This window comes from Synechococcus sp. O70.1 (genome assembly GCF_047462215.1).
Lineage (GTDB): Bacteria > Cyanobacteriota > Cyanobacteriia > Thermostichales > Thermostichaceae > Thermostichus.
On record NZ_JANSIT010000018.1, the window covers coordinates 1 to 25,109 of the forward strand.

The 25,109-nt window shown below is 58.1% G+C and carries 32 protein-coding genes and 1 pseudogene; 23 read left to right on the forward strand and 10 right to left on the reverse strand.

Annotated elements, in window-relative coordinates:
- Positions 1-29 precede the first annotated feature (29 nt).
- Genes ruvC through NW833_RS09670 form a run of 3 tightly spaced genes read left to right on the forward strand, consistent with a single transcriptional unit; the run spans position 30 to position 2,472 of the window.
- Positions 30-557 carry a crossover junction endodeoxyribonuclease RuvC gene (ruvC, locus tag NW833_RS09660; RefSeq protein ID WP_414412341.1) on the forward strand — a complete coding sequence of 176 codons (528 nt, stop codon included), beginning with the start codon at positions 30-32 and terminating at the stop codon, positions 555-557.
- Between the two features lie 53 nt (positions 558-610).
- Entirely contained in the window at positions 611-1,258 is a 648-nt protein-coding gene (locus tag NW833_RS09665) for an LON peptidase substrate-binding domain-containing protein (RefSeq protein WP_414395084.1), read from the forward strand.
- Between the two features lie 26 nt (positions 1,259-1,284).
- Positions 1,285-2,472, forward strand: coding sequence for a GNAT family N-acetyltransferase (locus NW833_RS09670; RefSeq protein ID WP_414395082.1), 1,188 nt, complete (start codon positions 1,285-1,287; stop codon positions 2,470-2,472).
- 4 nt (positions 2,473-2,476) lie between these two features.
- Here the strand turns inward: NW833_RS09670 and NW833_RS09675 are convergent, their stop codons facing one another.
- A complete protein-coding gene (locus NW833_RS09675; protein ID WP_414412342.1) occupies positions 2,477-3,151 on the reverse strand; it encodes a response regulator transcription factor in 675 nt (224 codons plus the stop codon).
- Positions 3,152-3,309: 158 nt separating this feature from the next.
- Here NW833_RS09675 and NW833_RS09680 point away from each other — a divergent pair, with 158 nt between their 5' ends.
- Together NW833_RS09680 and NW833_RS09685 are read left to right on the forward strand one after the other, a co-directional pair.
- Positions 3,310-4,050, forward strand: a complete 741-nt coding sequence (locus NW833_RS09680; RefSeq protein ID WP_414412343.1) for a rhomboid family intramembrane serine protease — start codon at positions 3,310-3,312, stop codon at positions 4,048-4,050.
- Positions 4,051-4,093: 43 nt separating this feature from the next.
- Positions 4,094-4,657, forward strand: coding sequence for a Uma2 family endonuclease (locus NW833_RS09685; protein ID WP_414404732.1), 564 nt, complete (start codon positions 4,094-4,096; stop codon positions 4,655-4,657).
- A gap of 24 nt (positions 4,658-4,681) precedes the next feature.
- On the opposite strand, the gene NW833_RS09690 is transcribed toward NW833_RS09685, so the two are convergent.
- Positions 4,682-6,274, reverse strand: a complete 1,593-nt coding sequence (locus NW833_RS09690; RefSeq protein WP_414395156.1) for an NAD(P)H-quinone oxidoreductase subunit 4 — start codon at positions 6,272-6,274, stop codon at positions 4,682-4,684.
- 332 nt (positions 6,275-6,606) lie between these two features.
- Here NW833_RS09690 and NW833_RS09695 point away from each other — a divergent pair, with 332 nt between their 5' ends.
- Entirely contained in the window at positions 6,607-7,641 is a 1,035-nt protein-coding gene (locus NW833_RS09695; protein WP_414395074.1) for an adenosine deaminase, read from the forward strand.
- Between the two features lie 56 nt (positions 7,642-7,697).
- Positions 7,698-7,976: a membrane protein insertion efficiency factor YidD gene (gene yidD, locus NW833_RS09700; RefSeq protein ID WP_414395073.1), complete on the forward strand. Its 279-nt coding sequence runs from the start codon at positions 7,698-7,700 to the stop codon at positions 7,974-7,976.
- Between the two features lie 15 nt (positions 7,977-7,991).
- Here yidD and NW833_RS09705 read toward each other — a convergent pair whose 3' ends face one another.
- Positions 7,992-8,423, reverse strand: coding sequence for a RidA family protein (locus tag NW833_RS09705; protein WP_414412344.1), 432 nt, complete (start codon positions 8,421-8,423; stop codon positions 7,992-7,994).
- Positions 8,424-8,509: 86 nt separating this feature from the next.
- On the opposite strand from NW833_RS09705, the gene NW833_RS09710 reads away from it, so the two are divergent.
- Positions 8,510-8,860, forward strand: coding sequence for a phenylpyruvate tautomerase MIF-related protein (locus NW833_RS09710; protein ID WP_414395155.1), 351 nt, complete (start codon positions 8,510-8,512; stop codon positions 8,858-8,860).
- A 50-nt stretch (positions 8,861-8,910) separates the two neighbouring features.
- Here the strand turns inward: NW833_RS09710 and gshA are convergent, their stop codons facing one another.
- Positions 8,911-10,047, reverse strand: coding sequence for a glutamate--cysteine ligase (gshA, locus tag NW833_RS09715; RefSeq protein WP_414404728.1), 1,137 nt, complete (start codon positions 10,045-10,047; stop codon positions 8,911-8,913).
- Positions 10,048-10,142: 95 nt separating this feature from the next.
- Between gshA and NW833_RS09720 the strand changes: the two genes are divergently transcribed.
- From NW833_RS09720 to NW833_RS09755, 8 genes are all read left to right on the forward strand, one after another.
- Positions 10,143-11,582: an NAD(P)/FAD-dependent oxidoreductase gene (locus tag NW833_RS09720; RefSeq protein WP_414410940.1), complete on the forward strand. Its 1,440-nt coding sequence runs from the start codon at positions 10,143-10,145 to the stop codon at positions 11,580-11,582.
- A complete protein-coding gene (locus tag NW833_RS09725; RefSeq protein WP_414412345.1) occupies positions 11,579-12,865 on the forward strand; it encodes a hypothetical protein in 1,287 nt (428 codons plus the stop codon). Before NW833_RS09720 ends, NW833_RS09725 begins: the two co-directional genes overlap by 4 nt.
- 34 nt (positions 12,866-12,899) lie before the next feature.
- A complete protein-coding gene (locus tag NW833_RS09730) occupies positions 12,900-14,186 on the forward strand; it encodes a hypothetical protein (protein ID WP_414412346.1) in 1,287 nt (428 codons plus the stop codon).
- Positions 14,187-14,244: 58 nt separating this feature from the next.
- A complete protein-coding gene (locus NW833_RS09735) occupies positions 14,245-14,697 on the forward strand; it encodes a hypothetical protein (RefSeq protein WP_414412347.1) in 453 nt (150 codons plus the stop codon).
- A 290-nt stretch (positions 14,698-14,987) separates the two neighbouring features.
- Positions 14,988-15,194 (forward strand): hypothetical protein, encoded by a 207-nt coding sequence (locus NW833_RS09740; RefSeq protein WP_414412348.1) that lies wholly within the window; start codon positions 14,988-14,990, stop codon positions 15,192-15,194.
- 3 nt (positions 15,195-15,197) lie between these two features.
- A complete protein-coding gene (locus tag NW833_RS09745; protein ID WP_414404723.1) occupies positions 15,198-15,335 on the forward strand; it encodes a hypothetical protein in 138 nt (45 codons plus the stop codon).
- A 121-nt stretch (positions 15,336-15,456) separates the two neighbouring features.
- Positions 15,457-16,098 (forward strand): hypothetical protein, encoded by a 642-nt coding sequence (locus tag NW833_RS09750; protein WP_414395057.1) that lies wholly within the window; start codon positions 15,457-15,459, stop codon positions 16,096-16,098.
- 1 nt (position 16,099) lies between these two features.
- Positions 16,100-16,459: a DUF3493 domain-containing protein gene (locus NW833_RS09755; protein ID WP_414412349.1), complete on the forward strand. Its 360-nt coding sequence runs from the start codon at positions 16,100-16,102 to the stop codon at positions 16,457-16,459.
- A gap of 19 nt (positions 16,460-16,478) precedes the next feature.
- Here the strand turns inward: NW833_RS09755 and NW833_RS09760 are convergent, their stop codons facing one another.
- Complete coding sequence (locus NW833_RS09760; RefSeq protein WP_414412350.1) at positions 16,479-16,835, reverse strand: hypothetical protein; 357 nt, start codon at positions 16,833-16,835, stop codon at positions 16,479-16,481.
- Between the two features lie 204 nt (positions 16,836-17,039).
- Here NW833_RS09760 and psaC point away from each other — a divergent pair, with 204 nt between their 5' ends.
- On the forward strand, positions 17,040-17,288 hold the full coding sequence (gene psaC, locus NW833_RS09765) for a photosystem I iron-sulfur center protein PsaC (protein WP_011429399.1): 249 nt from the start codon (positions 17,040-17,042) through the stop codon (positions 17,286-17,288).
- A gap of 175 nt (positions 17,289-17,463) precedes the next feature.
- On the opposite strand, the gene nadD is transcribed toward psaC, so the two are convergent.
- Both nadD and ruvA read right to left on the reverse strand, forming a co-directional pair.
- Entirely contained in the window at positions 17,464-18,087 is a 624-nt protein-coding gene (gene nadD / locus NW833_RS09770) for a nicotinate-nucleotide adenylyltransferase (protein ID WP_414412351.1), read from the reverse strand.
- Positions 18,084-18,698: a Holliday junction branch migration protein RuvA gene (gene ruvA, locus NW833_RS09775; protein ID WP_414412352.1), complete on the reverse strand. Its 615-nt coding sequence runs from the start codon at positions 18,696-18,698 to the stop codon at positions 18,084-18,086. The genes nadD and ruvA overlap by 4 nt, the downstream gene beginning before the upstream one ends.
- Before the next feature lie 96 nt (positions 18,699-18,794).
- On the opposite strand from ruvA, the gene NW833_RS09780 reads away from it, so the two are divergent.
- Positions 18,795-19,700 carry an alpha/beta fold hydrolase gene (locus tag NW833_RS09780; protein ID WP_414395047.1) on the forward strand — a complete coding sequence of 302 codons (906 nt, stop codon included), beginning with the start codon at positions 18,795-18,797 and terminating at the stop codon, positions 19,698-19,700.
- A gap of 82 nt (positions 19,701-19,782) precedes the next feature.
- Here the strand turns inward: NW833_RS09780 and NW833_RS09785 are convergent.
- From NW833_RS09785 to NW833_RS09795, 3 genes and pseudogenes are all read right to left on the reverse strand, one after another.
- Positions 19,783-20,059: pseudogene (locus NW833_RS09785) on the reverse strand (HNH endonuclease); the annotation flags it as partial.
- 45 nt (positions 20,060-20,104) lie between these two features.
- The gene (locus NW833_RS09790; protein WP_414412353.1) at positions 20,105-20,977 is read right to left on the reverse strand and encodes a DUF4335 domain-containing protein; all 873 of its coding nucleotides are present in this window, start codon (positions 20,975-20,977) and stop codon (positions 20,105-20,107) included.
- Between the two features lie 17 nt (positions 20,978-20,994).
- Positions 20,995-21,612 carry a DUF3038 domain-containing protein gene (locus NW833_RS09795; RefSeq protein WP_414412354.1) on the reverse strand — a complete coding sequence of 206 codons (618 nt, stop codon included), beginning with the start codon at positions 21,610-21,612 and terminating at the stop codon, positions 20,995-20,997.
- A 256-nt stretch (positions 21,613-21,868) separates the two neighbouring features.
- Here NW833_RS09795 and NW833_RS09800 point away from each other — a divergent pair, with 256 nt between their 5' ends.
- The 5 genes from NW833_RS09800 (at position 21,869) to NW833_RS09820 (ending at position 25,108) form a co-directional block, all read left to right on the forward strand.
- Positions 21,869-22,357: an FHA domain-containing protein gene (locus NW833_RS09800; protein ID WP_414412355.1), complete on the forward strand. Its 489-nt coding sequence runs from the start codon at positions 21,869-21,871 to the stop codon at positions 22,355-22,357.
- Positions 22,358-22,387: 30 nt separating this feature from the next.
- A complete protein-coding gene (locus NW833_RS09805) occupies positions 22,388-23,131 on the forward strand; it encodes a class I SAM-dependent methyltransferase (protein ID WP_414412356.1) in 744 nt (247 codons plus the stop codon).
- Positions 23,132-23,148: 17 nt separating this feature from the next.
- Positions 23,149-23,931, forward strand: a complete 783-nt coding sequence (locus tag NW833_RS09810; RefSeq protein WP_414412357.1) for an ABC transporter permease — start codon at positions 23,149-23,151, stop codon at positions 23,929-23,931.
- A gap of 106 nt (positions 23,932-24,037) precedes the next feature.
- Positions 24,038-24,259, forward strand: a complete 222-nt coding sequence (locus tag NW833_RS09815) for a DUF2839 domain-containing protein (protein WP_414395038.1) — start codon at positions 24,038-24,040, stop codon at positions 24,257-24,259.
- 36 nt (positions 24,260-24,295) lie between these two features.
- Positions 24,296-25,108 (forward strand): carbon-nitrogen hydrolase family protein, encoded by an 813-nt coding sequence (locus NW833_RS09820; protein WP_414404713.1) that lies wholly within the window; start codon positions 24,296-24,298, stop codon positions 25,106-25,108.
- Position 25,109 lies beyond the last annotated feature (1 nt).

Below are 25,109 nucleotides of genomic sequence, written 5' to 3' on the forward strand. Positions count from 1 at the left end.
TTCGGGGCTAATCTACTTGCGCAGCAACCATGCCGCCGCAACTTCTTCCCCCGCAAAAGACTCCCTGGCCTAACCACCTCCCCGAGCAGCGCATCCTCGGCCTCGACCCCGGCTTGGGGACGGTGGGCTTTGGCTGCATTCTGGCCAGAGCCGATGGTCTCCAGTCTCTGGACTACGGCATCATCAGCACGCCCGGGGAGCAGCCCATCCACGAACGGCTGCAGATTCTCTACGAGGATTTGAGGGAGCTCCTGCGGCAGCTGCAGCCTCAGCAGGTGGCCCTGGAAAAGCTCTTTTTCTACAAGATGAGCAACACCATCCCCATTGCCCAGGCGCGGGGGGTGATTTTGCTCGTCTTGGCCCAGCATCAGCTAGTGCCGGTGGAGTTTACCCCCGCCCAGGTGAAGCAAAGCCTAACAGGCTATGGCCGCGCCGACAAACAGGCCGTACAGGCTGCCGTGGCCCGCGAGCTCAACCTGCCCTGCTTACCCCGTCCCGACGACGCTGCCGATGCCCTAGCCCTTGCCATCACCCTCTGGCACCACCGCTTTGCCTAGGGCTTTTTCGGGATCGCTAAACTAGACTCAGGAGCGCAAAATACAAAAGCCTTATGCCTTCCTCTTCTGTAGATGTTTGCGAGCTGCCCCTATTTCCCTTGCCAGAGGTGGTGTTGTTTCCAGGCCGTCCCCTGCCGCTGCACATTTTTGAGTACCGCTATCGCATGATGCTCAACACCATCCTGGAGACGGATCGGCGCTTTGGGGTGCTGATGTTCGATCCCCAAAAGGGATCCCCTGTCCAAGTGGGCTGCTGTGCAGAGGTGGTGCAGGTGCAAAGGCTGCCGGACGACCGCATGGATATTATGACCGTGGGACGGCAGCGCTTCCGCGTGCTGGACTACGTGCGGGAAAAGCCTTTCCGGATTGGGCTGGTGGAGTGGATTGAGGACGAGCCCCCCCAGGGCGATCTTCAAGACTTGGTCGCTCAGGTTTCTACTCTGCTCCAAGAGGTGGTGCGCCTCTCCAGCAAGCTGATGGAACGAGAGGCGGCACTGCCAGACTCGTTGCCCACCGACCCTGTAGAGCTATCCTACTGGGTTGCTAGCCACTTCCATGGAGCCCCTCGCGATCAGCAGGCGCTATTGGAAATGGTCAGCACTGAAGCTCGGCTGCGGCGGGAAGCCGAGATCCTCGAGTCCGCCTGCAAGCACTTGGCTGCCCGCACTGCCCTCAAGGATCTCTTTTCCAAGAGTTCTTGAAGTTGCCCAAAAAGCGGAGCAGGTCAATGTCAACGGGCTTGCAAGTGCGTTGGTGCCACGATATCCGCCAGATCCCTGCCTCTAGTTGGCACGCTCTGCAAACGGAGCGCACCTCTCCCTTTTTGGAATACGAGTGGCTATACAGCTTAGAGGCTTCCGGCTGTGCCAGCCGCAACACGGGTTGGCTGCCTTGTCACCTGCTTGTGGAGGCGGGGGGGCAGCTGATTGCGGCGGCTCCCTTGTATTTGAAAAGCCACAGCCAGGGAGAATTTGTCTTCGACCAGGAGTGGGCTGCTGTGGCCGCTCGACTGGGGGAACGCTACTACCCTAAGCTCATCGGCATGGCTCCCTTTACGCCGGCCACCGGCTATCGCCCTCTTGTCCACCCCGACTACTCAGAGGCAGAGGTGTGGCCCTTGATGTTGGCCGCCATCGATCGCTTCTGCCAAGAGAACGATATTTCCGTGTTCAGCCTGCTCTATGTGGATTTGGAGTGGCGATCCCAGCTAGAAGCCGACGGATTCACCCCCCGAATTACCCACAACTACCAGTGGCACAATCCTGGCTACCGCTCTTACGAAGACTTTTTGAGCCAGTTCAACGCCAACCAGCGGCGCAATATCAAGCGAGAGCGGGCCGCCATGGAAAAAAGCGGCATAGAACTCAAGGTCTACACCGGTGAGGAAATCACGCCGCGTCTACTTTCTCTCATGTACGACTTCTACAGCAACACCTGCGCTCAGTTTTGGAACTGGAGCAAATACCTTAACCGCCGCTTTTTTGAATCCCTCTATCCCAACTACCGGCAGCGACTGGTGCTAGTAGCCGGAGAGCGAGATTCAGAAGTGATAGGAATGTCTTTTTGTGTCCGCAAAGGGGATCGCCTCTTTGGGCGCTACTGGGGCTGCCGGGAAGAGGTGAAGTTCTTGCACTTTAACGTGTGCTACTACGAGCCCATTGCCCTGGCCATCCGGGAGGGAATCCGCAACTTCGATCCTGGGGCAGGGGGATCCCATAAGATCCGACGGGGATTCCCAGCCACGCCAGTGTATAGCTACCACCGCTTCTATCGTCCACGGCTAGGGCAGGTTTTGGTGCCCTATTTAAACCGCGTCAATCCCCTCGTGTTGGCCGAGCTGGAGAGAGTCAATCAGAACGAGGTTCCCTTTCGAGAAGACATTCTGCCTTCTTTGTCTACCCTCACTCGAGGCTAAACAACTACCACTGGATAAGCTTTCTCTGAACTGCTGCCATGCACATGGCAACGCGAGCATTGATCTCATCTTCCGACCCAAAGATATCAAGCTTTTCTTTGAGTCTTTGAATACAGTTTTGTACGGTCTTTTTGCTCGTGTGGATGCGGTCAGCAATGGCCTGGTCAGTAAGGGCCTCCTTGCAGAGTAAGTTTAAGACTTCAATTTCCCGCTCCGTCAACTTCGTTAGGCCGCGCAACTCTCGCGGCATGCGCAATTCCCCGTTGAGAGCACTTTTGGCCCCTTCCAGGAAGACGCTGCGCCGCTCCATTTTGTTGACGGCGGCAAATCCGCCCTGGTGCTTGCTGATTAGGCCCACCAGGGGAGTTAGCAGCAGGGGCTCGCTGGAATAAACCATCACGTTCAGGGTGGGGTAGTTCTCGAAAATATGGCGCAACAACTCTAGGCCCGGCTCGGCAGACTGCTCGCCGCTGGTTTGACCGTAGAGCAAGTCGACCACCACCAGGTCTGGCTGATCCCGCTGCAACCGCCGGATGGCGTCCATCGGATTGGAAACAGCAATGCACTGGGCATCGGCTGCAATCCGCTGTAGCCACTCGCAATTGTTTTGGGCGACCTCGGGATGATCCTCGACCACCAAAAACTTAAGCGGGGCAGTTCGGCTCTCAACCTCAGACATCAATCCTCTCCTCAAATCCACTGTCAGCTGTGAGGGACAGCAAGCACACCCCTGCAGTCTAGGGATCCTACCAGCAAGCTACCCTAGTGTAGCCTCAAGCTGGGTCGGGGAAGACCTATCGAGCTAGGCTAGAGGGTGATGTCAACCGGATTCTAACCGTGGTACCCCTCCAAGATCGCAACCCCACTACCCGCCCGGCCTATGTTACCTATGCCCTGGTCCTCATCAACATCCTGGTTTTTGTGTATGAGCTTACCCTATCCCCGCAAGAACTGGTGGCTTTTTTCCGAGAGTGGGCAGTGGTGCCAGCGGAACTAACGGCCAGCTTCCGAGGCGAGATCACCTCTTCGCTGCGCCCCGAATGGGTAACTCTATTCACCTCACAATTTTTGCATGGGGGCTTTTTGCATCTCGGCGGCAACATGCTCTTTTTGTGGGTCTTCGGCAACAACGTCGAGGATCGCCTGGGCCATGTGCGCTACCTCATTTTTTACCTAACTTGTGGAGCCTTGGCCGCCCTAACCCAATGGTTTTTCGATATGGAGTCCGCCATCCCTTCGCTGGGGGCAAGTGGGGCTATTGCGGGGGTGTTGGGAGCCTACATCCTGCGTTTTCCCCAGGCTGAGATCCTGACTTTGGTGCCCCTGGGCCTTTTTACCACAACCGTCTATGTTCCCGCCTGGGTGTTTTTGGGCTTTTGGTTTGTGCAACAGGCATTTTATGGCATTGCTAGCCTGCAGACTCCTATCAATATTGGCATGGAGGGGGGAGGGATCGCCTACTGGGCCCATGCCGGAGGTTTTGTGTTTGGCCTCATCTTGGGGCCCTTGATGGGGCTGTTTGCTGGCAAAAGCCCCTATGACCGCCAGCAGCAGCACTACCCAGGCTTAGATCTGTAGCTCTGACTGTCAGATTCCAAAGGCAACTTGCGAGGAAAAAAGCATGGTCAGTCTACCTGCCAAGTCTTTAACTCTGGAGGAGTTTCTACAGCAGCCGGAAACTGAGCCTCCTAGCGAGTTCATGGAAGGAGAAATTACCCAAAAACCGATGCCACAAGCAAAACATAGCCGTCTCCAACTAAAACTGGGCAGCTTCATCAACGAGCTGTTGGAGCCTCCTCAACTAGGGATGGCCTTTCCAGAGCTACGCTGCACCTTCGCCGGATATGCAATTGTGCCCGACATTTCTGTGATCGTCTGGGAGCGGATTCCTGTGGATGAAGACGGCACTATTCAAAACCTCATACCTTTCTGCCCTGATTGGGTGATCGAGATTCTCTCTCCCGATCAAAACCAAGTGAAGCTGGTCAAAAAAATCTTGATCGGCTTGGCCCACGGCTGCCAAATGGGGTGGATCGTAGCTCCCGAAGAAAGGGTTGTTTTTGTCTACCCTGCCGGGCAACAGCCAACAGTGCATGAGGATCCCCAAGAGGTTATCCCCGTTCCCGCCTTTGCCCAAGGGATCCAACTGAGCATCGAGACATTGTTTGGCTGGCTGCGGGTTTAAGCCGGCAAAAGGCAGCTACCTCCTTCAACGGCTGTTGGAGAGAGCAGGAGCTTGGGCAACTGTCCCACTGGCCTGGGGCAGTTCCTGCCGCAGCAGGGCCACCAAGGCATTCGTGGACTGGTCGTAGAGGCTAGTTACCAGCTTGGGGTAAAGCCCAATGCCGATGACAGGGATGAGCAGACAGGCGATGATGAACACCTCCCGCGGCTCGGCATCCACCAATTCTTCGTGTTCGGTGAGCTCTTTGTTTTCCGGGCCAAAGAAGATCTGGCGCAGCATCGACAGCAGGTAGATGGGAGTCAGGATCACTCCAACGGCGGCTAGGAAAACCACCACCAGCCGGAAGGGAAGGGAGTAGGCATCGCTGGTGGCCATGCCGACAAAGACCATCAGCTCAGCCACAAAGCCGCTCATGCCGGGCAGCGCCAGAGAGGCCAACGAGCAGGCGGTGAACATCGAGAAAATCTTGGGCATCTTTAGGCCGACGCCGCCCATTTCTTCCAGCTCCAGGGTATGAGTGCGGTCGTAGGTGGCCCCCACCAAGAAGAAGAGGCTGGCCCCAATGAGCCCGTGGGAGATCATCTGCAGCATGGCGCCACTCATGCCGATCTCCGTTAGGGATCCGATGCCGATGAGGACAAAGCCCATGTGGCTGATGGAGGAGTAAGCGATCTTCCGCTTCAAGTTGCGCTGGGCAAAGGAAGTGAGGGCAGCAAAGATGATGTTCACCACCCCCAGCACGATCAAGACGGGTGCAAAGTAAAGGTGGGCATCCGGCAGCATGCCCGCGTTCATGCGCATCAGGGCATAGCCTCCCATCTTGAGCAGGATCCCGGCCAGCAACATGTGAACGGGTGCCGTGGCTTCGCCGTGGGCATCGGGCAGCCAGGTGTGCAAGGGGAAAATGGGCAACTTCACCCCATAGGCAATGAGGAAAGCTCCGTAGAGCAGCAACTGGAAGTTCAGTGGATAGCTTTTGCTAGCCAAATCCGTCATGTCAAAGCTGACGGGATCCCCGTAGAAGGCCATAGCCAAGCCCGCCACCAGGATAAACAAGGAGCTGAGGGCGGTGTAGAGAATGAACTTGGTAGCCGCATAGAGGCGGTTAGGTCCCCCCCAGATGGAGAGGAGCAAATACACCGGGATCAGCTCCAGCTCCCACATCAGGAAAAACAGCAGCATGTCCTGCACGGCAAACACCCCAATCTGGCCGCCGTACATAGCCAGCATGAGAAAGTAAAACAAGCGCGGCTTAAGGGTAACCGGCCAAGCGGCCAAGATGGCGAGGGTGGTTACAAAGGCCGTAAGCAGGATCAGCGGCATGGAAAGGCCATCAGCCCCAACTGACCAACTCAAGCCCACCTGGGGCACCCAGGTGTAGCGCTCCAGCAGTTGCAAGCCCGTCTGACTGGGGTCGTAGCCCACATAGAATCCAGCCAGCAGGATGAGCAGGTCAGTAACCGCAACAAACAGGGCAAACCAGCGGATCCGCTCCGCCAACTTTTGGGCATAGGCCCGGGTGGTGGGATCCCCCGCCGGCGCCGGGATCACCGGAATGAAGAGGGCGGCCACCACCGGATAGACAATGACCGTGGTCAGCCAGGGAAACTCGTGCAAGCTGGGCAGCGCCATGAAGATAACCTCGTTACGCTAAGTTCGTGCCACACCCTTCCAGGAAGATTGCTGTCGGCTACAGCCAACAGCCCTTCATCAGTATCTCGGCTCAGTAAACCTCCAGGACTATCTTACTCAAGGCTCCTTCGCTCTTCGTCGCCGGGGATGCTCCAACCGGTGCCCCTCCCAAGCCTCACTGCCTGATCCCTGGTCGGCCAACCCTGCACAATTGGGCCTGGACAAGGCCACTGCTGCTGGATAACAATAGGCAGAAACAGTACTTAACAACCAAGCCAAGTCTGCCTCAGGGGTGGCTCCGGGCGAAGCTTTGAGGTATGGCACTGCATGCGGAGTTGCACCGCCACCTAGGCGGTTCGGTTGTTCCCAGGATTTTGTGGCGCTACCTGCATCGCCACGGCTCTCCCCTAGCAGAACGCTTTCCCGACTACGCCGAGTTTGAGGAGTTCTACACCCGCCCCCGCAACACCCTGGAAGAGTACCTAGAGCTGCACACCCTGGTGGAGCAGGTGCAGACTCTAGAGAGCTTACCCTATTTCGTCTATCGCCTGATCCGGGGGGCCTATGTCTTTGAAGACCTGGCCTATCTGGAAATTCGCTACACCCCCTACCTACGCACGGATCCTAAGCTGGACGAGGCCGATCGCCTCAAGCAGATGCGGCAGGTCATTGAGATAGTGGGGCAGGCCTGCCAGCAGCGAGAATATCCCATCATCACTACCCAGATCGTGTGTTTGCACTCCCGCCTGCCCAGCCACATCAACCGCGCCATGGTCGAGGCGGCTGCTGAGTCGGAGTATGTCAGTGGCATTGACCTGGCCGGGGGAGATAAGGCCTACGGCGAGCGGATGGACGAGTGGATTGAGCTCTTCAAGTATGCCCTGGCCCGTGGCCTCAAAACTACTGCCCACCTCTATGAGACGCTGGATGGCTGTTATCCAGAGCTGTTGCCCTATGTCTTGCGGATTGGTCATGGCATTCAGATCCCTCTCCACTACCCAGAGCTGCTGCCAGAGCTGGCGCGGCGAGGCCAATGCCTAGAGGTCTGTCCTACCACTTACCTGAAGACGGGTACGCTGCCCAGCTTGGAGCCCCTTAAGCTAGTCTTTGACCGCTGCTTTGAGGCGGGGGTGGATATCGCCATCTGCACCGACAACGCCGGCTTGCACAATGTGCGTCTGCCGTTTGAGTACGAGAACCTACTGACCCACGACATCATCGATTTCGATCAGCTTAAACGTTGCCAGGAGGCGGCTTTTCGCCACGCTTTTGCCTGGCCTTACAAAGAATACCCAGCTCTGCTGTTGTCGGAGCTCCAGCGGTCGGCATCAGCTTCCTTAGTGGCTTTGTAGAACCTAGGTAGCCTGTAAGCTAAGGTTTGACGCCGCCGTTAAGTAAGGGTTTGCCCATGCGGGAACCATCGGATCTCTTGACCCGTAGCCTCATCGCCCTAATCCGAGGCTACCAGGTGGCCATTTCCCCTCTGCTACCGCCTGCCTGCCGCTACTACCCCACTTGCTCCCAATACATGCTGGAAGCGGTGCGGCGCTATGGGGCCATCCGAGGGGGTTGGCTAGGGATCCGCCGCCTCTGCCGCTGCCATCCTTGGCACCCAGGGGGCTACGATCCAGTGCCTGACTTGCCGGGATCTGCAGCCGACGAAAACTGTCGCCCCAGCCGCAACTGAACGCTTCAGTTGCTGTTATCGGTAGCAGGCTACCGCCTCGATTTCCACCAAAGCATTGAGGGGCAGACAGGCCACCTGGATACAGGAGCGGGCTGGTGCGGGCTCGGTGGCGAAGAACTCTCGATAAACCTCGTTCATGGCGGCAAAGTCTTTCATATCCGCCAAAAAGACCGTGGTTTTTACCACATTGGCTAGGCACGTTCCCCCCGCTTCCAGCACCGCCTTTAGGTTTAGCAGCGCCTGTCGAGTTTGCGAGGCAACATCTTCTCCCACCAACCTGCCGGTTTTGGGATCCAAGCCCAACTGGCCAGCAGTAAACAGGAAAGGCCCGGAAGCGACAACGCCCTGGCTGTAAGGACCTACAGGGGCAGGAGCAGCCTCGGTTCGCACCTCCCGGGGACCTGCCCCGGCTTGAGGCTCAGAACTGACCGGCTTCCTCTGCTCCATGGGGATTGGCGGAACTCTGCAGCTAACCTACCACAGCTGGATCCCCGGCAATGGCAAGATCTACTCGTCGGCCAAAAGAAGCAGCTATGCCCTTAATCAAGTTGCAAACGCCGCTGCAGCCTGAACCTGCCGCTGTGGAGGAGCTGCTCAAGTCGCTCTCTGCCGCTCTGGCCAAACAGGTGGGCAAGCCGGAAGCCTACGTGATGACTGCCTTTGAAGGAGGGATCCCGATGACCTTTGGCGGCAGTGCGGATCCCTGCTGCTACGTGGAAATCAAGAGCGTGGGTCAATTTTCCGCCGAGCAAACCCGGGCCATGAGTGAGTTTTTTTGCAGCGCCATCGAGGCAGCTTTGGGGATCCCGAAGAAGAGGATTTTCATCGAGTTCACTGAGGCCAAGGGCTACCTCTGGGGATGGAATGGCACAACCTTTGGATGAAATGCCGCCCAAGAAAACTGAAACGAGGGACGGCTGCCGTTGGCAAGAACCTAACCAACAAGCTGGCAGAGGGTTTTTTGTCTTTCTCGATCCTGGTCCTCTAGCTCTTGGATGGCCTGTTGGTACACCTGGGCAGGGGTGGATCCCTGGCTGACCTGCTGCAGCCAGCGCTGGGCCTCGTTGCCCCGTTGGAGCAGAGTTTGCAGGGGAGCCAAGAAGCAGCCCAGGCCCTGGGGTTGGCCAATGCGCCAGGCTTCGGTCAGCAGCTCTTCAATCCACTCCTGGGCTGAGCGTTCGCGGCCGGTGCGCCAATCGATCAGCCGAGCTTGCAGGGACTCGCGGGCGGCGGCTTGCTCGTTAGCCTCGCAAAGGCTCTCCAGCTCCGCTGGGGTAAAGGGCCCCTGCAAAGGATCCAGAACCTCCGGCTGGGATAGCAATTGCCAGAGGCGGGCCTCCACCAAGGCAGCAATGGCCAGGACCATCACTGGATCCGCCACCAGGTCGCAGATGCGCAGCTCCACCCGGTTGAGATGGTAGGGCCGCTCTGGACCATTAGGCCGCACAGAAGCCCAGAGGTGGCGTACATTCTGCATTGTGCCCAGGGCCAGTTGCTCCTGCATCCAGGCGATGTAATGGGCGTGATCCCGGAAGAAGGGCACCTGGGCTGGCGTTTTGGGAAACACCTGCCAACGGCTGGAATGATAGCCCGTTACCTGGCCGTCCAGGAAAGGGGAAGAAGCGCTTAGGGCCAAGTAAAGAGGGGCTTCCGCCCGCAGCAGACGACAGGCGAGGAAAATGGCCTCGCTATCCGGCAGGCCAACATTGATGTGGATGCTGGCAGTTACCACCCGCGTGCCATAGGTGCGCTCGATGTAGTCGTGGTAGGGGTTGCCCGGATCCGAGCGCTCAAAGTGGTCACTGCCGCCCAAAGCCAGGGTGCTCCCCGGCAAGAGGGTGTAAGGGCCCAGGCGGCGCAAAAACTGCCGCAGTTGCAGGCGGGGCCGAAGAAGGGCACAGAGCAGATCTTCGTAGCGGCGAAGGGGTGGGGTGATGTACTCTACGTTGCGCCGATCCGGTTCTCGCATAAACCCCGGCAAGGCCCGGCAGATGCGATCCGACAGCCCCACCACTTCCCCGGCGGCGGTGCCGGTGTACATTTCTACCTCAAAGCCCTTGGTCAACAGCACAGGCCAGCCTCCAGCCGCAGCCTCCTCTGCCTATTTTCCCAGGGTTTCGCAGGTACTACAATGTCGGCAAGGCTTGAAGGCGAGCGCAAGGCCAGATGCGGGATCCCATCTATATCCTGGGGGCAGGGCCGGCGGGCATGGCGGCTGCCTACCGCTTGACCCAGCTGGGCTTCCCCGTGGTGGTAGTGGAACGAGAAGAGGGAGTCGGGGGCTTGGCCAAAAGCATTCGCTACCAGGGGTTCATTCTCGACTATGGCCCGCACCGGTTTTTTACCAAGATCCCAGCGGTGCTGGAGTTGTGGAACCAGGTTTTGGGATCCGAACAAGTAACTGTCCGGCGGCTTACCCGCATCTACTACCGCAAGCAATATTTTCAGTACCCCATTCAAGCTTGGGAAGTCCTGCGCAAAGTGGGGTGGTGGGAAAGCCTGCGCATTGTCCTTTCCTATCTTTGGGCACAACTCATTCCGCGGCCAGCTCCCCGCAACTTTGCCGATTGGGTCAAGGGCAAATTTGGCGCTCGACTCTTTCAGATTTTCTTTGAAGGCTATACAGAAAAGCTTTGGGGGATCCCTTGCACCGAGATCAGTGCTGATTGGGCTGCCCAGCGCATCAAAGGTCTCAGTCTTGGAGAGGCCATACGAAAAGCATTGGGGTGGAATCGAGGTTTGGTGAAATCTCTAATCGATCAGTTTCAGTTTCCTCGGCTGGGATCCGGCCAGCTCTACGAAAAAATGCAGGAGTTTTTGCTGGCCGAAGGTCAAAAAGTTTGGCTAAATACAGAGGTCATTGCCCTTAGGCATGAGGGATCCCGGATTGTCAAGCTGCAATTGCGCAATCTTCAGGATGGAAGTGAAACATGGGTCTCCCCCTCCCACGTCATCTCCTCGATCCCTCTGACAGTTTTGGTGCAGAGCCTACAGGAGTTGCCTCCTCCAGAGGTACTGCAGGCAGCCCGCAACCTCAAGTTTCGCAACACCGTTTTGGTTTATCTGATTGTGGAGGGATCCCAGCTTTTCCCCGATAACTGGCTGTATATCAACGACCCAACAGTGCAGGTCGGTCGGGTAACCAACTTCGCCAATTGGTCGCCGGCTATGCTCCCCAACCGAGAACAAACCCCCTTGTGCTGTGAGTATTGGTGCAACTTTGGGGATCCCTTGTGGCAAGCTCCCGAGGAGCAATTGCTGGCTTTGGCCGAGAGGGAGCTACGCCAAATTGGCCTGCTGCAAGGCCAGAAGATCTCTGGCGGCTTTGTGGTGCGCCTACCCCGCACCTATCCTATCTACACCGGCAGCTACAAAGAAGACTTGGCCATCTTGCGAAGGTACCTCGGCCAGTTTGAAAACTTGCAACTGGTGGGCCGCTATGGCTCGTTTAAGTACAACAACCAGGATCACAGCCTGCTGATGGGCCTATTGGCGGCCGAAAACGTTCTCCGCCCCGGCAGCCACGATCTCTGGCAGGTGAACTCCGACAGCGATTACCAAGAAGAGATCAAAGTGCCACCCGCACCCGCGAAGGTCCGACGATGAGCTTCTCGCTTGGCCCTCTTTTGCGGCAAAGCTGGCAGCGTCTTGCCCCTTTCTCTATCCAGGTTTTGCTGCCAAGCTTAGCCTTGACAGGGCTGGAGATCTTCTTGATCTCCCTCTGGAGCAAGGGGGATGACTATGCTTCTATCTTCAAGGGTTTAACCCAGTGGGATAGCCACTGGTATCTGGGGATTGTGCGGCGGGGCTATCAGTTTGTGGGCTTTGACAAGATCGCCTACGAGCAGAGCAATGTGGCTTTCTTTCCGGGCTATCCTCTGGCGGTGGCCATCATGAGCCGCCTGTTAGGAGTTGAGCCGGAGCTGGGGCTTTATCTTACTGCCCAGCTCTTTTGCTGGCTGATGTGGATTTACCTTTTCCTGTTTTACCGCTGCTGGCAGATCCCCACTCTTTGGCAGGTTTTGGCAAGTCTAATCATCTTGGTTTATCCTAGTAGCTTCTACTTGGTAGTAGGTTACAGCGAGTCTCTGTTCGTAGCCAGCCTGCTAGGTTTTTTCTACTGGTCAATGGACTTGAACTCTCTCCGGGCGGCACTTTTGGCTGGGGCCCACGGCTTGGCGATGAGTGCCACTCGCATTGTGGGCCTGCCGGTGGCGTTGCTTCCTCTGCTGCGCCTGGGGGAGGGATCCCGCCGTTGGTTTTGGACAGCCGGCGCCGCTGTTTTGGCCTTGTTGGGCGGGCTGAGTTTTTTCCTCTACTGTCAGCTCCGCTTTGGCCGTTGGGATCTCTACATCGAAATGCAGCGCTACTTTACCGGCGTGCAGGCCAATTACCAAGCCCTTTTCCAGGCTTCTACCTATGTCCTTTCCCCTGAGCGATGGCAAGTCTTGCTCTCTCCTTCTGCACCTGTGAAGGATGCTGGGCTGTGGTCTGATGCTCTTAGCCAACTGTTTGTGTCTGTTACGCTGGGATCCCTAGTTGTTACAGGCTTGCTGGATGGGTTGAGTGTCCTGGTGGGCAAGAGCCGGCGCTGGCAAGAGCGACTGGGGTTTCACCTAGCCGCCTGGGCCATGTTCTCCATTTCCGTGGCTGGTATGAGTGCTGTGGCCCAGAGAAGTATGATCCGCTACTGCCTGCCAGTCCACATCCTGCAGGTGCTGACCTGGCTGCATGGGGTTAAATACACCAATTTCAGCTTCATCCCGCAACAGGTGCGTCCCTATCTTGGCAGTGTCCTGAGGCTGGGCTACTGGATCTTGGCTTTAGTCTTCTTTGCCCTGAATCAAGTCCTCACCTGGCGCTACGTCCAGCATCTCTGGGTGGCTTGATTGAACTTCCGTAGTCAAGAAGGAGAATGCGCCAATGAGTTTGCGCCCTTGCCACCTGTTGCAACAGATTTGCAGAATTTTAGTTGGCTTTTCTGCTCGGATTTTTTTGCTGGGCCTAGCGCTGACTGTTTTGCAAGTGTTAATGATATACCTTTGGACAAAACACAGCGACTATGCTTCTGCCTTTACAGCCCTGAGCCAGCGCGATAGCTACTGGTACCTGAGCATTGTGCGGCGGGGCTATCAGTTTGTGGGCTTTGACAAGATCGCCTACGAGCAGAGCAATGTGGCTTTCTTTCCGGGCTATCCTCTGGCGGTGGCCATCATGAGCCGCCTGTTAGGAGTTGAGCCGGAGCTGGGGCTTTATCTTACTGCCCAGCTCTTTTGCTGGCTGATGTGGATTTACCTTTTCCTGTTTTACCGCTGCTGGCAGATCCCCACTCTTTGGCAGGTTTTGGCAAGTCTAATCATCTTGGTTTATCCTAGTAGCTTCTACTTGGTAGTAGGTTACAGCGAGTCTCTGTTCGTAGCCAGCCTGCTAGGTTTTTTCTACTGGTCAATGGACTTGAACTCTCTCCGGGCGGCACTTTTGGCTGGGGCCCACGGCTTGGCGATGAGTGCCACTCGCATTGTGGGCCTGCCGGTGGCGTTGCTTCCTCTGCTGCGCCTGGGGGAGGGATCCCGCCGTTGGTTTTGGACAGCCGGCGCCGCTGTTTTGGCCTTGTTGGGCGGGCTGAGTTTTTTCCTCTACTGTCAGCTCCGCTTTGGCCGTTGGGATCTCTACATCGAAATGCAGCGCTACTTTACCGGCGTGCAGGCCAATTACCAAGCCCTTTTCCAGGCTTCTACCTATGTCCTTTCCCCTGAGCGATGGCAAGTCTTGCTCTCTCCTTCTGCACCTGTGAAGGATGCTGGGCTGTGGTCTGATGCTCTTAGCCAACTGTTTGTGTCTGTTACGCTGGGATCCCTAGTTGTTACAGGCTTGCTGGATGGGTTGAGTGTCCTGGTGGGCAAGAGCCGGCGCTGGCAAGAGCGACTGGGGTTTCACCTAGCCGCCTGGGCCATGTTCTACATTGCTGTAGCCGGCATGAGTCCCCTGGGCCAGCGAAGCATGATTCGCTACTGCCTACCGGTTCACATCGTGCAGGTATTGGCGTTGGTGCATTGGGCTAAGTACACCGATTTTAGCTTCATCCCCGAACGGATCCGGCCCTATCTTGGCAATACCCTAAAGCTGGGGTATGTGCTTTTGGCTTTCATCTTTTTCGCCCTCAACCAAATCCTCACTTGGCGCTATGCCCACCATCTCTGGGTAGCTTGAATCAACCTGGCTAGGGATTAAGATGTGAGGGATCCCGACTTCTCACCAACTGAGAGCTGTGGCGTTTTCTTCTCTCCGCAAGTGGCCTCGGCGGAAATCGTCCCTGCGGGTGGCTCAGCCCATCGAGCCCACCAAGATCTACCCCTGCCCGTGTTACCAGCAAGGCCAGCTGCGCCTGATCACCCTAACTGAGGCCTTCGGGTGCAGCCGTTGCCAGCATATCTTCGCCATTACCCCCGACCGCCTGCACATTGAGCAGTTGGCTGTTTCCTATCCCTACCGCAAGATCTGGTTCTGGAACGGCCAGCAATGGGTGCTGCGGCGGGAAAATACCCTCCAGGGATCCATGCTCTTGGGCCTTACCCTCAGCTTGGGGGTTATTTTGGCCGTGGGGTTTTTCGGCGCGGTGCTCTTCCCCAACCAAACCCAGTTGCTCAGTTGGTTCCTGATTCTTTGCCTGTTGTTAACGCTGTTGATGGTGACGGCAATCCTGCTGCTGCGGCGGCCTTGAGAGGCTTGGGATCGTGGCCAGCCCCTGCGCCTCCGGGATCCCCAGTTTCAGCCCTTTGTTAGTAGTAGTCAGGAGCAGGTCTGTTGCCGGTCGGCTAGGCAAGAGGGAAGGGAGTGTTCCATCCAGGTCTTGCCCGCTCGAGACCCCGCAGCCAATCCTCAAGAGGACTTGCTGCTGTTGCTGCTGCGGCAAACCCGCCACGTGGCCGCCCCGGCTGGGTGGAGTTCCTGTTGCAGGCTAGCAAAGTGCCGATCCTAGCTACCCACCTGGGCTACACAGCTTCCTGACCTTTGGCGAAGTCGGCTTTGCTGGATCCTTTGGCTCGCTATGGCCCAGAAGGGATCTCTACCCTTGGGCTGCCAATCCACGCCGACTGGGCCGCTAGCCACCTGCCAGCTCTGGTCGAGGCTTCCCATGTCCAGGCCACCGCTCCTATCCTGGAGGAGTTTCCGCAGCTCCAGCCGCTGGGGGAAAGGCGTCGCCATCTGCGTCTCTAGCTGGTGGCGGATTTGACAGAGGCCATCGCCTCACAGCTACCATCAGTCGGAAACAGCCAATCGGCGGCCCAGCGCTTTCTGGAGGAAGTGGATGCGGCTCTCATTCTGGAAGCCCTGAGCCCGGTGAAAGGAGTGACCTAGGGCGACCTGTAGTCCCGCCAACCCCCTTCTCCAAAGCTGGCCAGATCAGGCGAGACTGAAGATAGGGATCCACTCCCAGGTTGTCATCCTACAGAGCCCAAGCGACTAGGGGGGAACTCCTTTGGGGATTGATCTACGCAGCTACGTGTTCTTAGATCGGCTCCAGCCCCAGTACGCCGCCTACTTGGGCACGGTGGCCCAGGGCTTCTTGCCTCTGCCAGGGGACACTTCCCTCTGGGTCGAAATCTCCCCCGGCATCGAGATCAACCGCGTCATGGACATTGCCCTCAAAGCCACCTCGGTAAGGCCAGGGTTGCAGGTGGTGGAGCGCCTCTACGGCCTCTTGGAGGTTCACTCCAGTAACCAGGGGGATACCCGCACGGCTGGGCAGGCCATCCTAGCGGCTTTGGGGGTAAGCGAAAAGGAGCGCCTAAGGCCGCGCATCATCTCCAGCCAAATTATCCGCAACATCGATCCCCACCAGACTCAGCTAATCAACCGTTTCCGCCGCGGCCAAATGCTCCTAGCGGGCCAAACCCTCTACATCCTGGAGGTGCAGCCGGCAGGCTATGCCCCCCTGGCCGCCAACGAGGCAGAAAAATCGGCCCGGATCAACATCCTCGAGGTAATGCCCTTTGGCAGCTTTGGCCGCGTGTACTTGGGCGGAGAAGAGCAGGACATTCTGGCCGCCTGTCGGGCCGCTGAGGAAAGCCTGGCGGCAATTTCTGGCCGGGATCCCTTGCTGTTGCCTGAGGAGGTATAGAATGACAGGACTGCATCCCAAGCCTTCACCCAAAGCCAGGCCGCCTCTGTCACCCAGTCGGGATCCCACCCTGGAGCGGGCAAGGTTGCTTGCCGAAGTGGCCGCTCCCTACCGCAGCCTGCGCCGCTTTATCTACCTGGCGGTGGGATTCTCGGCCACAGTTGGTGCGTTGGTGTTTTTCTTTCAGGCCTTGGCAGGGCGGGATCTAGAGACCACCTTGCCCAGCTTGGCCCTGCAGTTAGGGATCCTGGCTGGCGCCATCGGCCTAGAGAGGCTAGAAAACCGCTCTCACCAGAAGGTGATCAGACAGGCAAAGCAACGCTTAGGCATCCAGCAGCCCCCATCACCTGGAGAGGGCTAGTTGCCCGTCTGCCAGTTCCTTAGTCATCTTCATCCTCATGAGCCCTGGGCAAGTAGCGGCGCTGAACTTGGCGGTCGGGATCCACCTCTGCCCACTTTTGAACAATTTGGACACCCAGAAAGGTGAGAAAAGCCCCCAAAGCCACAAAGGTGAGAGGTGGGATCGCCAGGATCGCCACCGCCGCCAGCACGTAGATGGCCACCTTGGGCAGAGAGGGATCCACCCTCCAACCGCGGCGGTACACCCAGTTGGTGAGCTGCTGATCCCAGCGGCGCAGGCGAGGGACGTTCTCTGTGTAGATCTCAGCCAAAATGGGTCCAAGACGGCGCAGCTGGCCTTGGGCTTGCTGTTTCCAATCCCGCGGCGAGTGCCTCATCGGGAGGATCCCTTGCCCTATCCTTCCTCAGGCCATCCTAGCCCAACCCCACCAGCAGTCCGCTGGGAAGACGGAGGATGTAAACATTTGCATCGGAGATTGGGGTGGCTGGACAGGGCTACAGTACACTGGGGGCACCTGCGCAGCGGTTTGGCTGCCGCGCTCTTCGGTAAATCTTTTGAACTGCTCGACTGGAGAACACCAATGGCTCACACGGTCAAGATCTACGACACCTGCATCGGCTGTACTCAGTGCGTGCGGGCTTGCCCCACCGATGTGTTGGAAATGGTGCCCTGGAAGGGGAACAACAAAGCCGGCATGATCGCCGCAGCCCCCCGCACCGAAGACTGTGTTGGCTGCAAACGCTGTGAAACCGCTTGCCCCACCGATTTCCTGAGCATCCGCGTCTATCTGGGCCCCGAAACCACCCGCAGCATGGGCCTGGCTTACTAAGCAGGTTGGGTTGCAGTTTTCACTGGAGATTGCCTGCTCGCTCAAGCCCCTCCCACCATAGGAAAACAGCACCTTTAACCCTCAGTCTCTCCTCGACAGGAAAAAAAAGTTGGGCGAGCCGTTGCTGTAGCCAATTGGTTTATTCGGAGAGGAGGGATCCCTCCTCTTCCTTTCTTCAAGGATCGAGATAGAGTCGGTGTTGGCGAATGTAGTGCTCCACGGCGGGGGGTACCAAGTAGCGGATGGATCCCCCTTTTTGGATCTGCTGGCGCAGGTAGGTGGAAGAAAGGGTTAGGGTAGGGGCTTCCAGGATTTCCGCCTGGATGGGCAGCTTCTCAGCCACCGCCCGCAGCACCTGGGCAGCGTCGCCAGCATCAAGGCGAGGGGCAACAATCCACTGACAGAGGCGGGCCAGCTCCTCTGCCTGGTACCACTGGGGCAGATCCCGCAGGGCATCCACGCCGATAATCCAGTACCACTGGGTGTTGGGCTGCTCCTGGATGAGGCAGCGCAGGGTCTCGATGGCGTAGGAAGGGCCGGGACGGCGGATCTCCAAGTCTGAGCAGGCAAAGCGCTCGTGGTCAGCAATGGCCAGCTTTACCATGGCCAGGCGATCCTCTTTGCTGGCGCCCCCAGCTAAGGGCTTGTGGGGCGGATCCCCTGCCGGCATCCACAGCACCTGATCCAGGTTGAACTGCCAGAGGGCTTGCTCGGCCATGATCAGATGGCCGTGGTGGACGGGGTTAAAGGTGCCGCCGAGAATGCCAACGCGGCGCTGCTTGGGAGCAGAGGAATTCATGGCTGTTGGCTGAGGTAGCTGATGGCGTCGCGCAGCCAATCCTCTGTTTGCCGGGGCTGGGGTGGCAGGGCTTGGAGGGCTGCTTGGATTTCCTGGGGGCTATAGCCAAGGGCCAGCAAGGCCATTTCCACCTCTTCGCGGATAGGGGAAAGCGGCCCCCCCGACCAAGGCTGATTGGCATTCTCCAGGCCTTTTCGCCAGTGGGCCAATTTGCTTTTTAGCTCCAGCGCCAGCCGCTGGGCGGTCTTGTGTCCTACCCCTGGAGCCAGGGAGAGGAGGCGGGCATTCTCAGTTACCACTGCCTGGACCAGCTCCGGTAGGGCAAAGGTGTTGAGCAATGCCAAGCCTAGGGCTGGCCCCACCCCTGGTACTTTAATTAGTTCCGCAAACAGATCCCGCTCCGCCGCCGAGCCAAACCCGTACAACACCAGCTCGGTCTCCCGCACGAGCAAATGGGTGAACACCCGCACGGGCTCCCCTATGGGAGGCAGTTGCTTGAGAAAACGTGCCGGCGCCTGGATGCGATAGCCGATCCCTTGCACCTCTAGAGTGAGGCTGCTGCGCTCTCCCAGTTCTACCGCAACAAGATGACCTGTTAAAAATGCGATCATTTGCGTATCCAACCCGTGTTTAATACTCTGACCCGTAGCCTTCGGAGTTGGCCAGGCAAATCGACTAGGATGAAGAGAAGCTTGCGAGCAACCCTTATGGCTTCAACATCGGCACTGGCCACTCCTATCTCGGCCCGCTGGATTTGGCGAGGGCAGTCTGTCCATTATGTCGAACAGGGCGAGCAGGGACAGCCTCTGCTGTTGGTGCACGGCTTTGGAGCCTCCACTGACCACTGGCGCAAGAACATTCCCGAATTGGCGCAACACTACCAGGTCTATGCCATTGATTTGCTTGGCTTTGGCCGTTCCGCCAAGCCCAAGTGGAACTACGACGCTGAGCTCTGGAAAGACCAACTGCGGGACTTCTGTCAACAGGTGATCCGACAGCCAGTGGTGGCCATTGGCAACTCCCTGGGAGGCTATGTGGTGCTCAGCCTGGCAGCGGAGCATCCCGAATGGGTGCGGGGTGTGGTGCTGCTCAATGGAGCCGGCGGCTTTTCCACTGCCAAGGGATCCCGGCAGTGGCTGGGCAAGCTGGTGGGCTGGAGTCTGCGTCAGCCCTTGGTGTCTTACCTATTGTTTCAGTACTTGCGCCAGCCCCAGGTGATCCGGGCCAAGCTCAAGCAGGTCTACTACAATCAGGCGGCAGTGACAGACCAGCTGGTGGAAGACATTCACCGGCCTACGCGGGAGCCGGGGGCGGCCGATGTGTTTGTGGCTCTGATGCGCGGCGGACAAAAAGGACGCTACGTGGACGAGCTGCTGCGCAGCCTAGCGCGACCCCTGCTGCTCATCTGGGGCGAGCGGGATCCCTGGATGCGGGTTCGCGAGCGCTCGCAGCTCTACCGCACTCACTACCCCACGGCAGTGGAATACTTCTTAGAGGCTGGCCACTGCCCCCACGACGAGTGTCCCGCCGAGGTTAATGCCATTATCCATCGCTGGATCGAGGAGAGGATCCCTTCCCCCTCCCCGCTAGTGCCGCCATCCATGAGGATCTAGCCGAGGTTATCTAACGGCTGTGGCGGCAAAGCTTCTTCCAGGCCGATGGTATACTTCAGCCACTTCCCAGGTATCGCTGCCGCCGCGGGATCACGGGATCTAGGGTGAGGTCTTCACCATAGCAGCCGCAGTATTGGCAGCGGTGCCCATCGCGGTGGAAGACATTGGGCTGCGTCAGGGGAATCCAGTAGTGGCAAAGACGGATGGCTGTAGGCAGAGGAAGTTGCCGTAGAGTACTTTACCGTTGTGCTCGATTTGCTCGGCCTTGCCCTTGAGCAGCGCGATAGCCCGGCGCAACTGGTGATGTTGAGCGGCTCGTAGGAGGCATTGGCTACCAAAACCTTGCCCGTGCTGGGGATCCCCACCCCGCTCCAGAAGGCGCCAGCTCCTGATTGAACCCAGCTTTACTGGACTGCGGCCACTTCCACTTGGTCAGCCGGCCCCAGGCTGACGCGAAACTGCCTAGCCCCCCTTGGCAAGGGATCCGGCGCTACCTCAGGCACGTCGGCAAAGGGGGTTATGGCGCGGCGCTCCCGAGCGGGCGCATTCTTTGGTTCGGCAGCCAAGGGGAATCCGGTCTCATCCACCGTTACCCGGTAGACTAAGCTCTCCTGCAAACCTGGGGGAGACTGCCATCGCTGGGCCAGGGTACTCTCCAGACGCTGATGGAGATCTCCAGCGGCTTCCGGCGCAGTGAGCTGCTCCTGGGGTGGGGAGGGAGGAGGGGGGGGATCCCTGCGGCTGACCCAGAGGCCAACCCCAGCCGCCAGGACAATCCCGCCCGCCAGCAAGGCAGCAATTGCGGTGGGCTGTCGATACCAAGCCGGCGTCGGCGGCGTTGCCAGTTTGTCCAGTTGGGGCAGATCTTCAGCCGCCTGCGAGAGGTTTTCCAGGAGGTCATACAACTGCGTCATCGACAGATCCACCTGGGCAATGCGATCTTCCCCCTGCCGCACCGTAAGGCGGTGGGAAATAAAATCCAGCGGACGGATGGCCGCAGTACCACTGAAAGTTCCCTTGGGCGTACCGCTGAGCTGGGATCCAACGTAGCGGTCGATCACCGTGATCAAATTCTTGAGCCAAACGCTGTCTCCCTGCAGAGTTTTGGTGGTCTCTCCCTGGCGGATTTCCAGCTGACACTCAAAGTTGCTCTCAATCGCTTGTAATGGCAGCCTAGCAGAGCCATCAACTGGCCGGGAAGGGAGGGGCGCTTCCCCGCGCACGGTGAGGGTCGAGGTGGGTTGGTGATAGGTTTGGCTGAGGGTGAGGCTGGGCATAACTCCAAAGCTGAGGGCTAGGAAGAGGGCAGGGCATCCGATCCTACCTTGCTGCTGGCAGGGAGATCCATCTCAGGGCGATTGAGCAAGGCTTTCCACAGCCGCTCTGCTCCTCTGGGGCTACTGTAGAACAGCAGCTCAATCAGGATGCGCAGAGCCAGTTCGGCAAGGCTATCCTCATCGCGGACATCCCCATCCACCATACGGCTGCGGTAGTGGGAGATAAACTCGCCTAGATAATCGCCCACCAGCGGCTGACGGAAAGGGCTGAGCTCCTGCTTGAGGGCAGCTTCCAGTTGCTCCAGCGTGCTACGGATACGGGCCTGTTGCTGGGCTGCCAGATAGGCAATTACTCTGGCCAGGGCGCGGGCCTCTGCGATCTCGACTTTCTTGGGTTCACCGCTAGTGCGGCGGAGGGGATTGGCGTTGCGCAGGCGCCAGAGGGCCACCCGATCGCCAATGTACTCTTCTAGGTTCAGGGCCTTGGCTGCTGCCAGAACGGCCTCGGAACTCTCCCCGCTCAAGGACTCCAGGCCCAACAACAGCAAATCCAAGTGGGCTTTGATGGCTGCAGTAGCTGTAGTGGGGCCAAGGGCTTGAGGATCTAACTGAGTCTGCCTAGGTTCCACTGTCACGCTGTTAATGGGAACTTTTAGCTCGGATAGGACTCTATGATCTCCTCTCCAGGGTAAACTCGCAACCCACCTCTTTGCCTTGGGCAAGAGCTCGAACGCTAGGATGGAATTCCACTCCACCTCCCCTTAGATTGGTGATGTATACTGTAGCAGACGCAAGGAGAGGGGAAGCCCCACTTGAACTGAGCTACAGCTTCTGTGTAACGCCCTGCCTTTTTGAAGGCCAGTGCAATGCTAGACCTTGTTCCAGATGAGCATGGATGCTTCCCAACACAGCCCTGCCCCCCTAATCCTGATCTTCAAGGATCAGCTGGGCCAGCGCGGCGTTGTGTTGGACAAGATTTACTACTCGGTAGGGCGAGCCGCCAACAGCCACATCCGTCTCTATGACCCCTTTGTTTCCCGCCAGCACGCTGTCATTATCCGCGTTCCTGAAGAAAACCAGGCTGGATACAGCTACGTGATCTTTGACGGCAGCCCTGGCTCTCGTCAAAGCACCAACGGTTTGTTCGTCAATGGGAAACGGGTTTCCTCTCATCGGCTGCAGCTTTTTGACAAGATCGGGTTTGGGCCGAGGGTAACAGCCATTGTTAGGAGCACCGACCACTTCAGTCCCGATACCTTGGCTATCCTTTTGAAGACGCCGCCCAATGTTCCTGAGCCGGGATCCCAGCAGGACACCGAGAAAGAAGCGCTCAGAGAGAACGAGAGCTTCACTGCCATCCCCTGCCTTGCGGTATCCTGAGACCAGCAGCCTAGTGAGCTTTGGGTTCCCGTGGCTTCCATTCCCCCTGCGCTGAGCAGCTACTGGCAAAATGGCTTTGACCTGGAAGCTCACCTGGGATCCTTCCTCGGTCTTGAAGCCGCCGAGCTGCAGGAAAAGCTGCGAGCTGGGCAACAACGGTTGGCAGAGCTGGGCCGGCGCGACTTCGGCTGGGATCAGGTAGAGGCCTTTTACCGGGATCGGGTGGGATCTGCCTATCTGCTGGACTTGGCCGCTTGGCACCTAAGCAGCACCGACTACATCGGTGGCACCCTGCGCCTGGTGGCGGATCAGGCCCGCGGGCTGGTGCTGGATTTTGGCGGAGGCATTGGCACCCACACCATTGGGGCAGCCCTCTGCCCAGCAGTGGATCAGGTGATTTTTTGGGATATCAACCCCATCCATCGGCAGTTTGTACAACTGCGGGCGGAAAAATTGGGTCTAAGCGAGCGGATCCACTGTCCAGAAAGCTTGCCAGAAGGGATCTTTTTTGATACTATCCTCTGCTTCGATGTGGTGGAACACCTGCCAGATCCAGCAGCTCAGTTGCGTCAGTTTTACGCTTGGCTCAAGCCGGAAGGTAAGTTGTTGATCAACTGGTATTTTTTCAAGGGGTTTAACGACGAGTTTCCTTTCCACCTGGACGACCCCCAGAAAGTTGATCAATTCTTCCAGGTGCTGCAAAGTCACTTTTTGGAAGTGTTTCATCCCTATCTCATCACTGCCCGCTGCTACCGCAAGTGGAATAAAGGCTGAGACTGGAGAGAACCCAAGTGCTGCGCTACTTGCAGGTGTTGTGGCTGTTTTGGAGCACTTCTGTAGCAGCAGAAATGGAGTACCGGGCCAATTTTTTCTTTGCCAGCCTCAGCAGCTTAGGCGGCCTGGCGTCAGCCTTGTTTGGGCTGTCGCTGTTTTACCAGCAGGGGCACCGCTTGGGGGGCTGGAGTTGGCCGGAGGCGCTCATCGTCCTGGGGGTGTTCACCATCCTCCAGGGGGTGTCGACCAGCCTCTTTAACGTCAACCTCAATCGCATCGTGCAGCAGGTGCAGGAGGGCACCCTGGATTTTGTTTTGCTCAAGCCCATCAGCAGCCAGTTTTGGCTGTCAACGCGGGTGTTCTCTCCCTGGGGCCTGGTGGATATCGGCTTTGGCCTGTTGCTGATTCTCTACGCCGGGATCCAGTTGGAGCTGCCAGCCTGGGCCTATGTCCTGGGGCTAGTGCCCTTTTTGCTGGGGCTGGTCATTCTCTACAGCCTCTGGTTTATGCTGGCGGCCACCAGCATCTGGTTTGTTAAGATCTACAACGTCACCGAGGTGCTGCGGGGCTTGGTAGAGGCCGGGCGATTCCCGCTGGTGGCCTATCCGGTGGCCTATCGGCTGTTTTTTACCTTCGTCGTGCCAGTGGCTTTCTTGACCACAGTGCCAGCGGAAGCTGTGTTGGGGCGAGCCCAATGGCCGTGGCTTGTAGGATCCGCCCTGTTGGCAGCAGGGTTGCTGTGGGGATCCCATCTGTTCTGGCGCTTTGCCTTGCGCTTTTACACCAGCGCTTCTAGTTAAGTTTTGCCTCCTTAACTGCAGCCGACCCCACCGCCTAGGAGAGGCCCAAAGGGAATTAGGTTAAGATGAAAGTCGCGACTGCGCCAAAACCCTTGGAGGCCAGGTCATGGGCGAAGCCAAACGCCGCAAAACCCGCAGCAGCCCAGATCCCGACCAAGAGTTGCTGTTTCCCAGCTTCAAAAGCATTCCTCTCACCAAAGCCCAAGCCCGCACGATCTACAACTGGACAACTCGAGGCACTTGGGCCGGCATTATTCTCCTAGCCATTGTCTGGGTGATAGTGCGATTTGTGGGGCCTGCTTTCGGCTGGTGGCATCTGGCGGGCTAGCCAGCTGGATCCTTTGAGTTTTCCCGGAGTTTCCCTATGCAATCCTACTTGGCAGCCGCCCTTCAGATGACCAGCACGCCTGATCTGGCCGGCAACTTCCAGCAGGCAGAGGAGTGGATTGACTTTGCGGCGCGCCGGGGCTGTGAGCTCGTAACCCTGCCGGAAAACTTCGCCTTCATGGGGCCAGAGGAAGAGAAAGTTCGTCTTGCTCCAGAGATCGCGCAGCGGGCGGAGGAATTCTTGGCCAAGATGGCCCAGCGCTACCAGGTATTTGTGTTAGGTGGGGGATACCCGGTGCCAGATGGAGAGGGCAAGGTGTACAACACGGCCGCCCTCTACAGCCCAGAGGGCAGAGAGCTGGCTCGCTACCGCAAGATCCACCTTTTCGACGTCAACTTGCCCGACGGCAACACCTACCGCGAGTCCAACACGGTGGTGAGCGGCAACGAGGTGGTTGTCTACCAGGAAGAACGGCTAGGCACCCTTGGCCTTTCGGTCTGTTACGACGTGCGCTTTCCCGAGCTGTATCGCTCCCTGGTGGATCGGGGGGCGGAGGTGTTGCTGATCCCTGCCGCCTTTACCGCCTACACGGGCCGGGATCACTGGCAGGTTTTACTGCAGTGTCGGGCCATTGAAAACACTTGTTATGTCATCGCCCCTGCCCAGGTGGGCACCCACTACGCGCGGCGGCAGTGCCACGGGCACGCCATGATCGTGGATCCCTGGGGGACAATCTTGGCGGATGCCGGCGGCGAAAAACCAGGGGCGGCCATTGCCGAGATCGACCCAGAGCGGCTGCAGCTTGTCCGACGGCAGATGCCCTCGCTGCAACACCGTCGGCTTGCCTGAG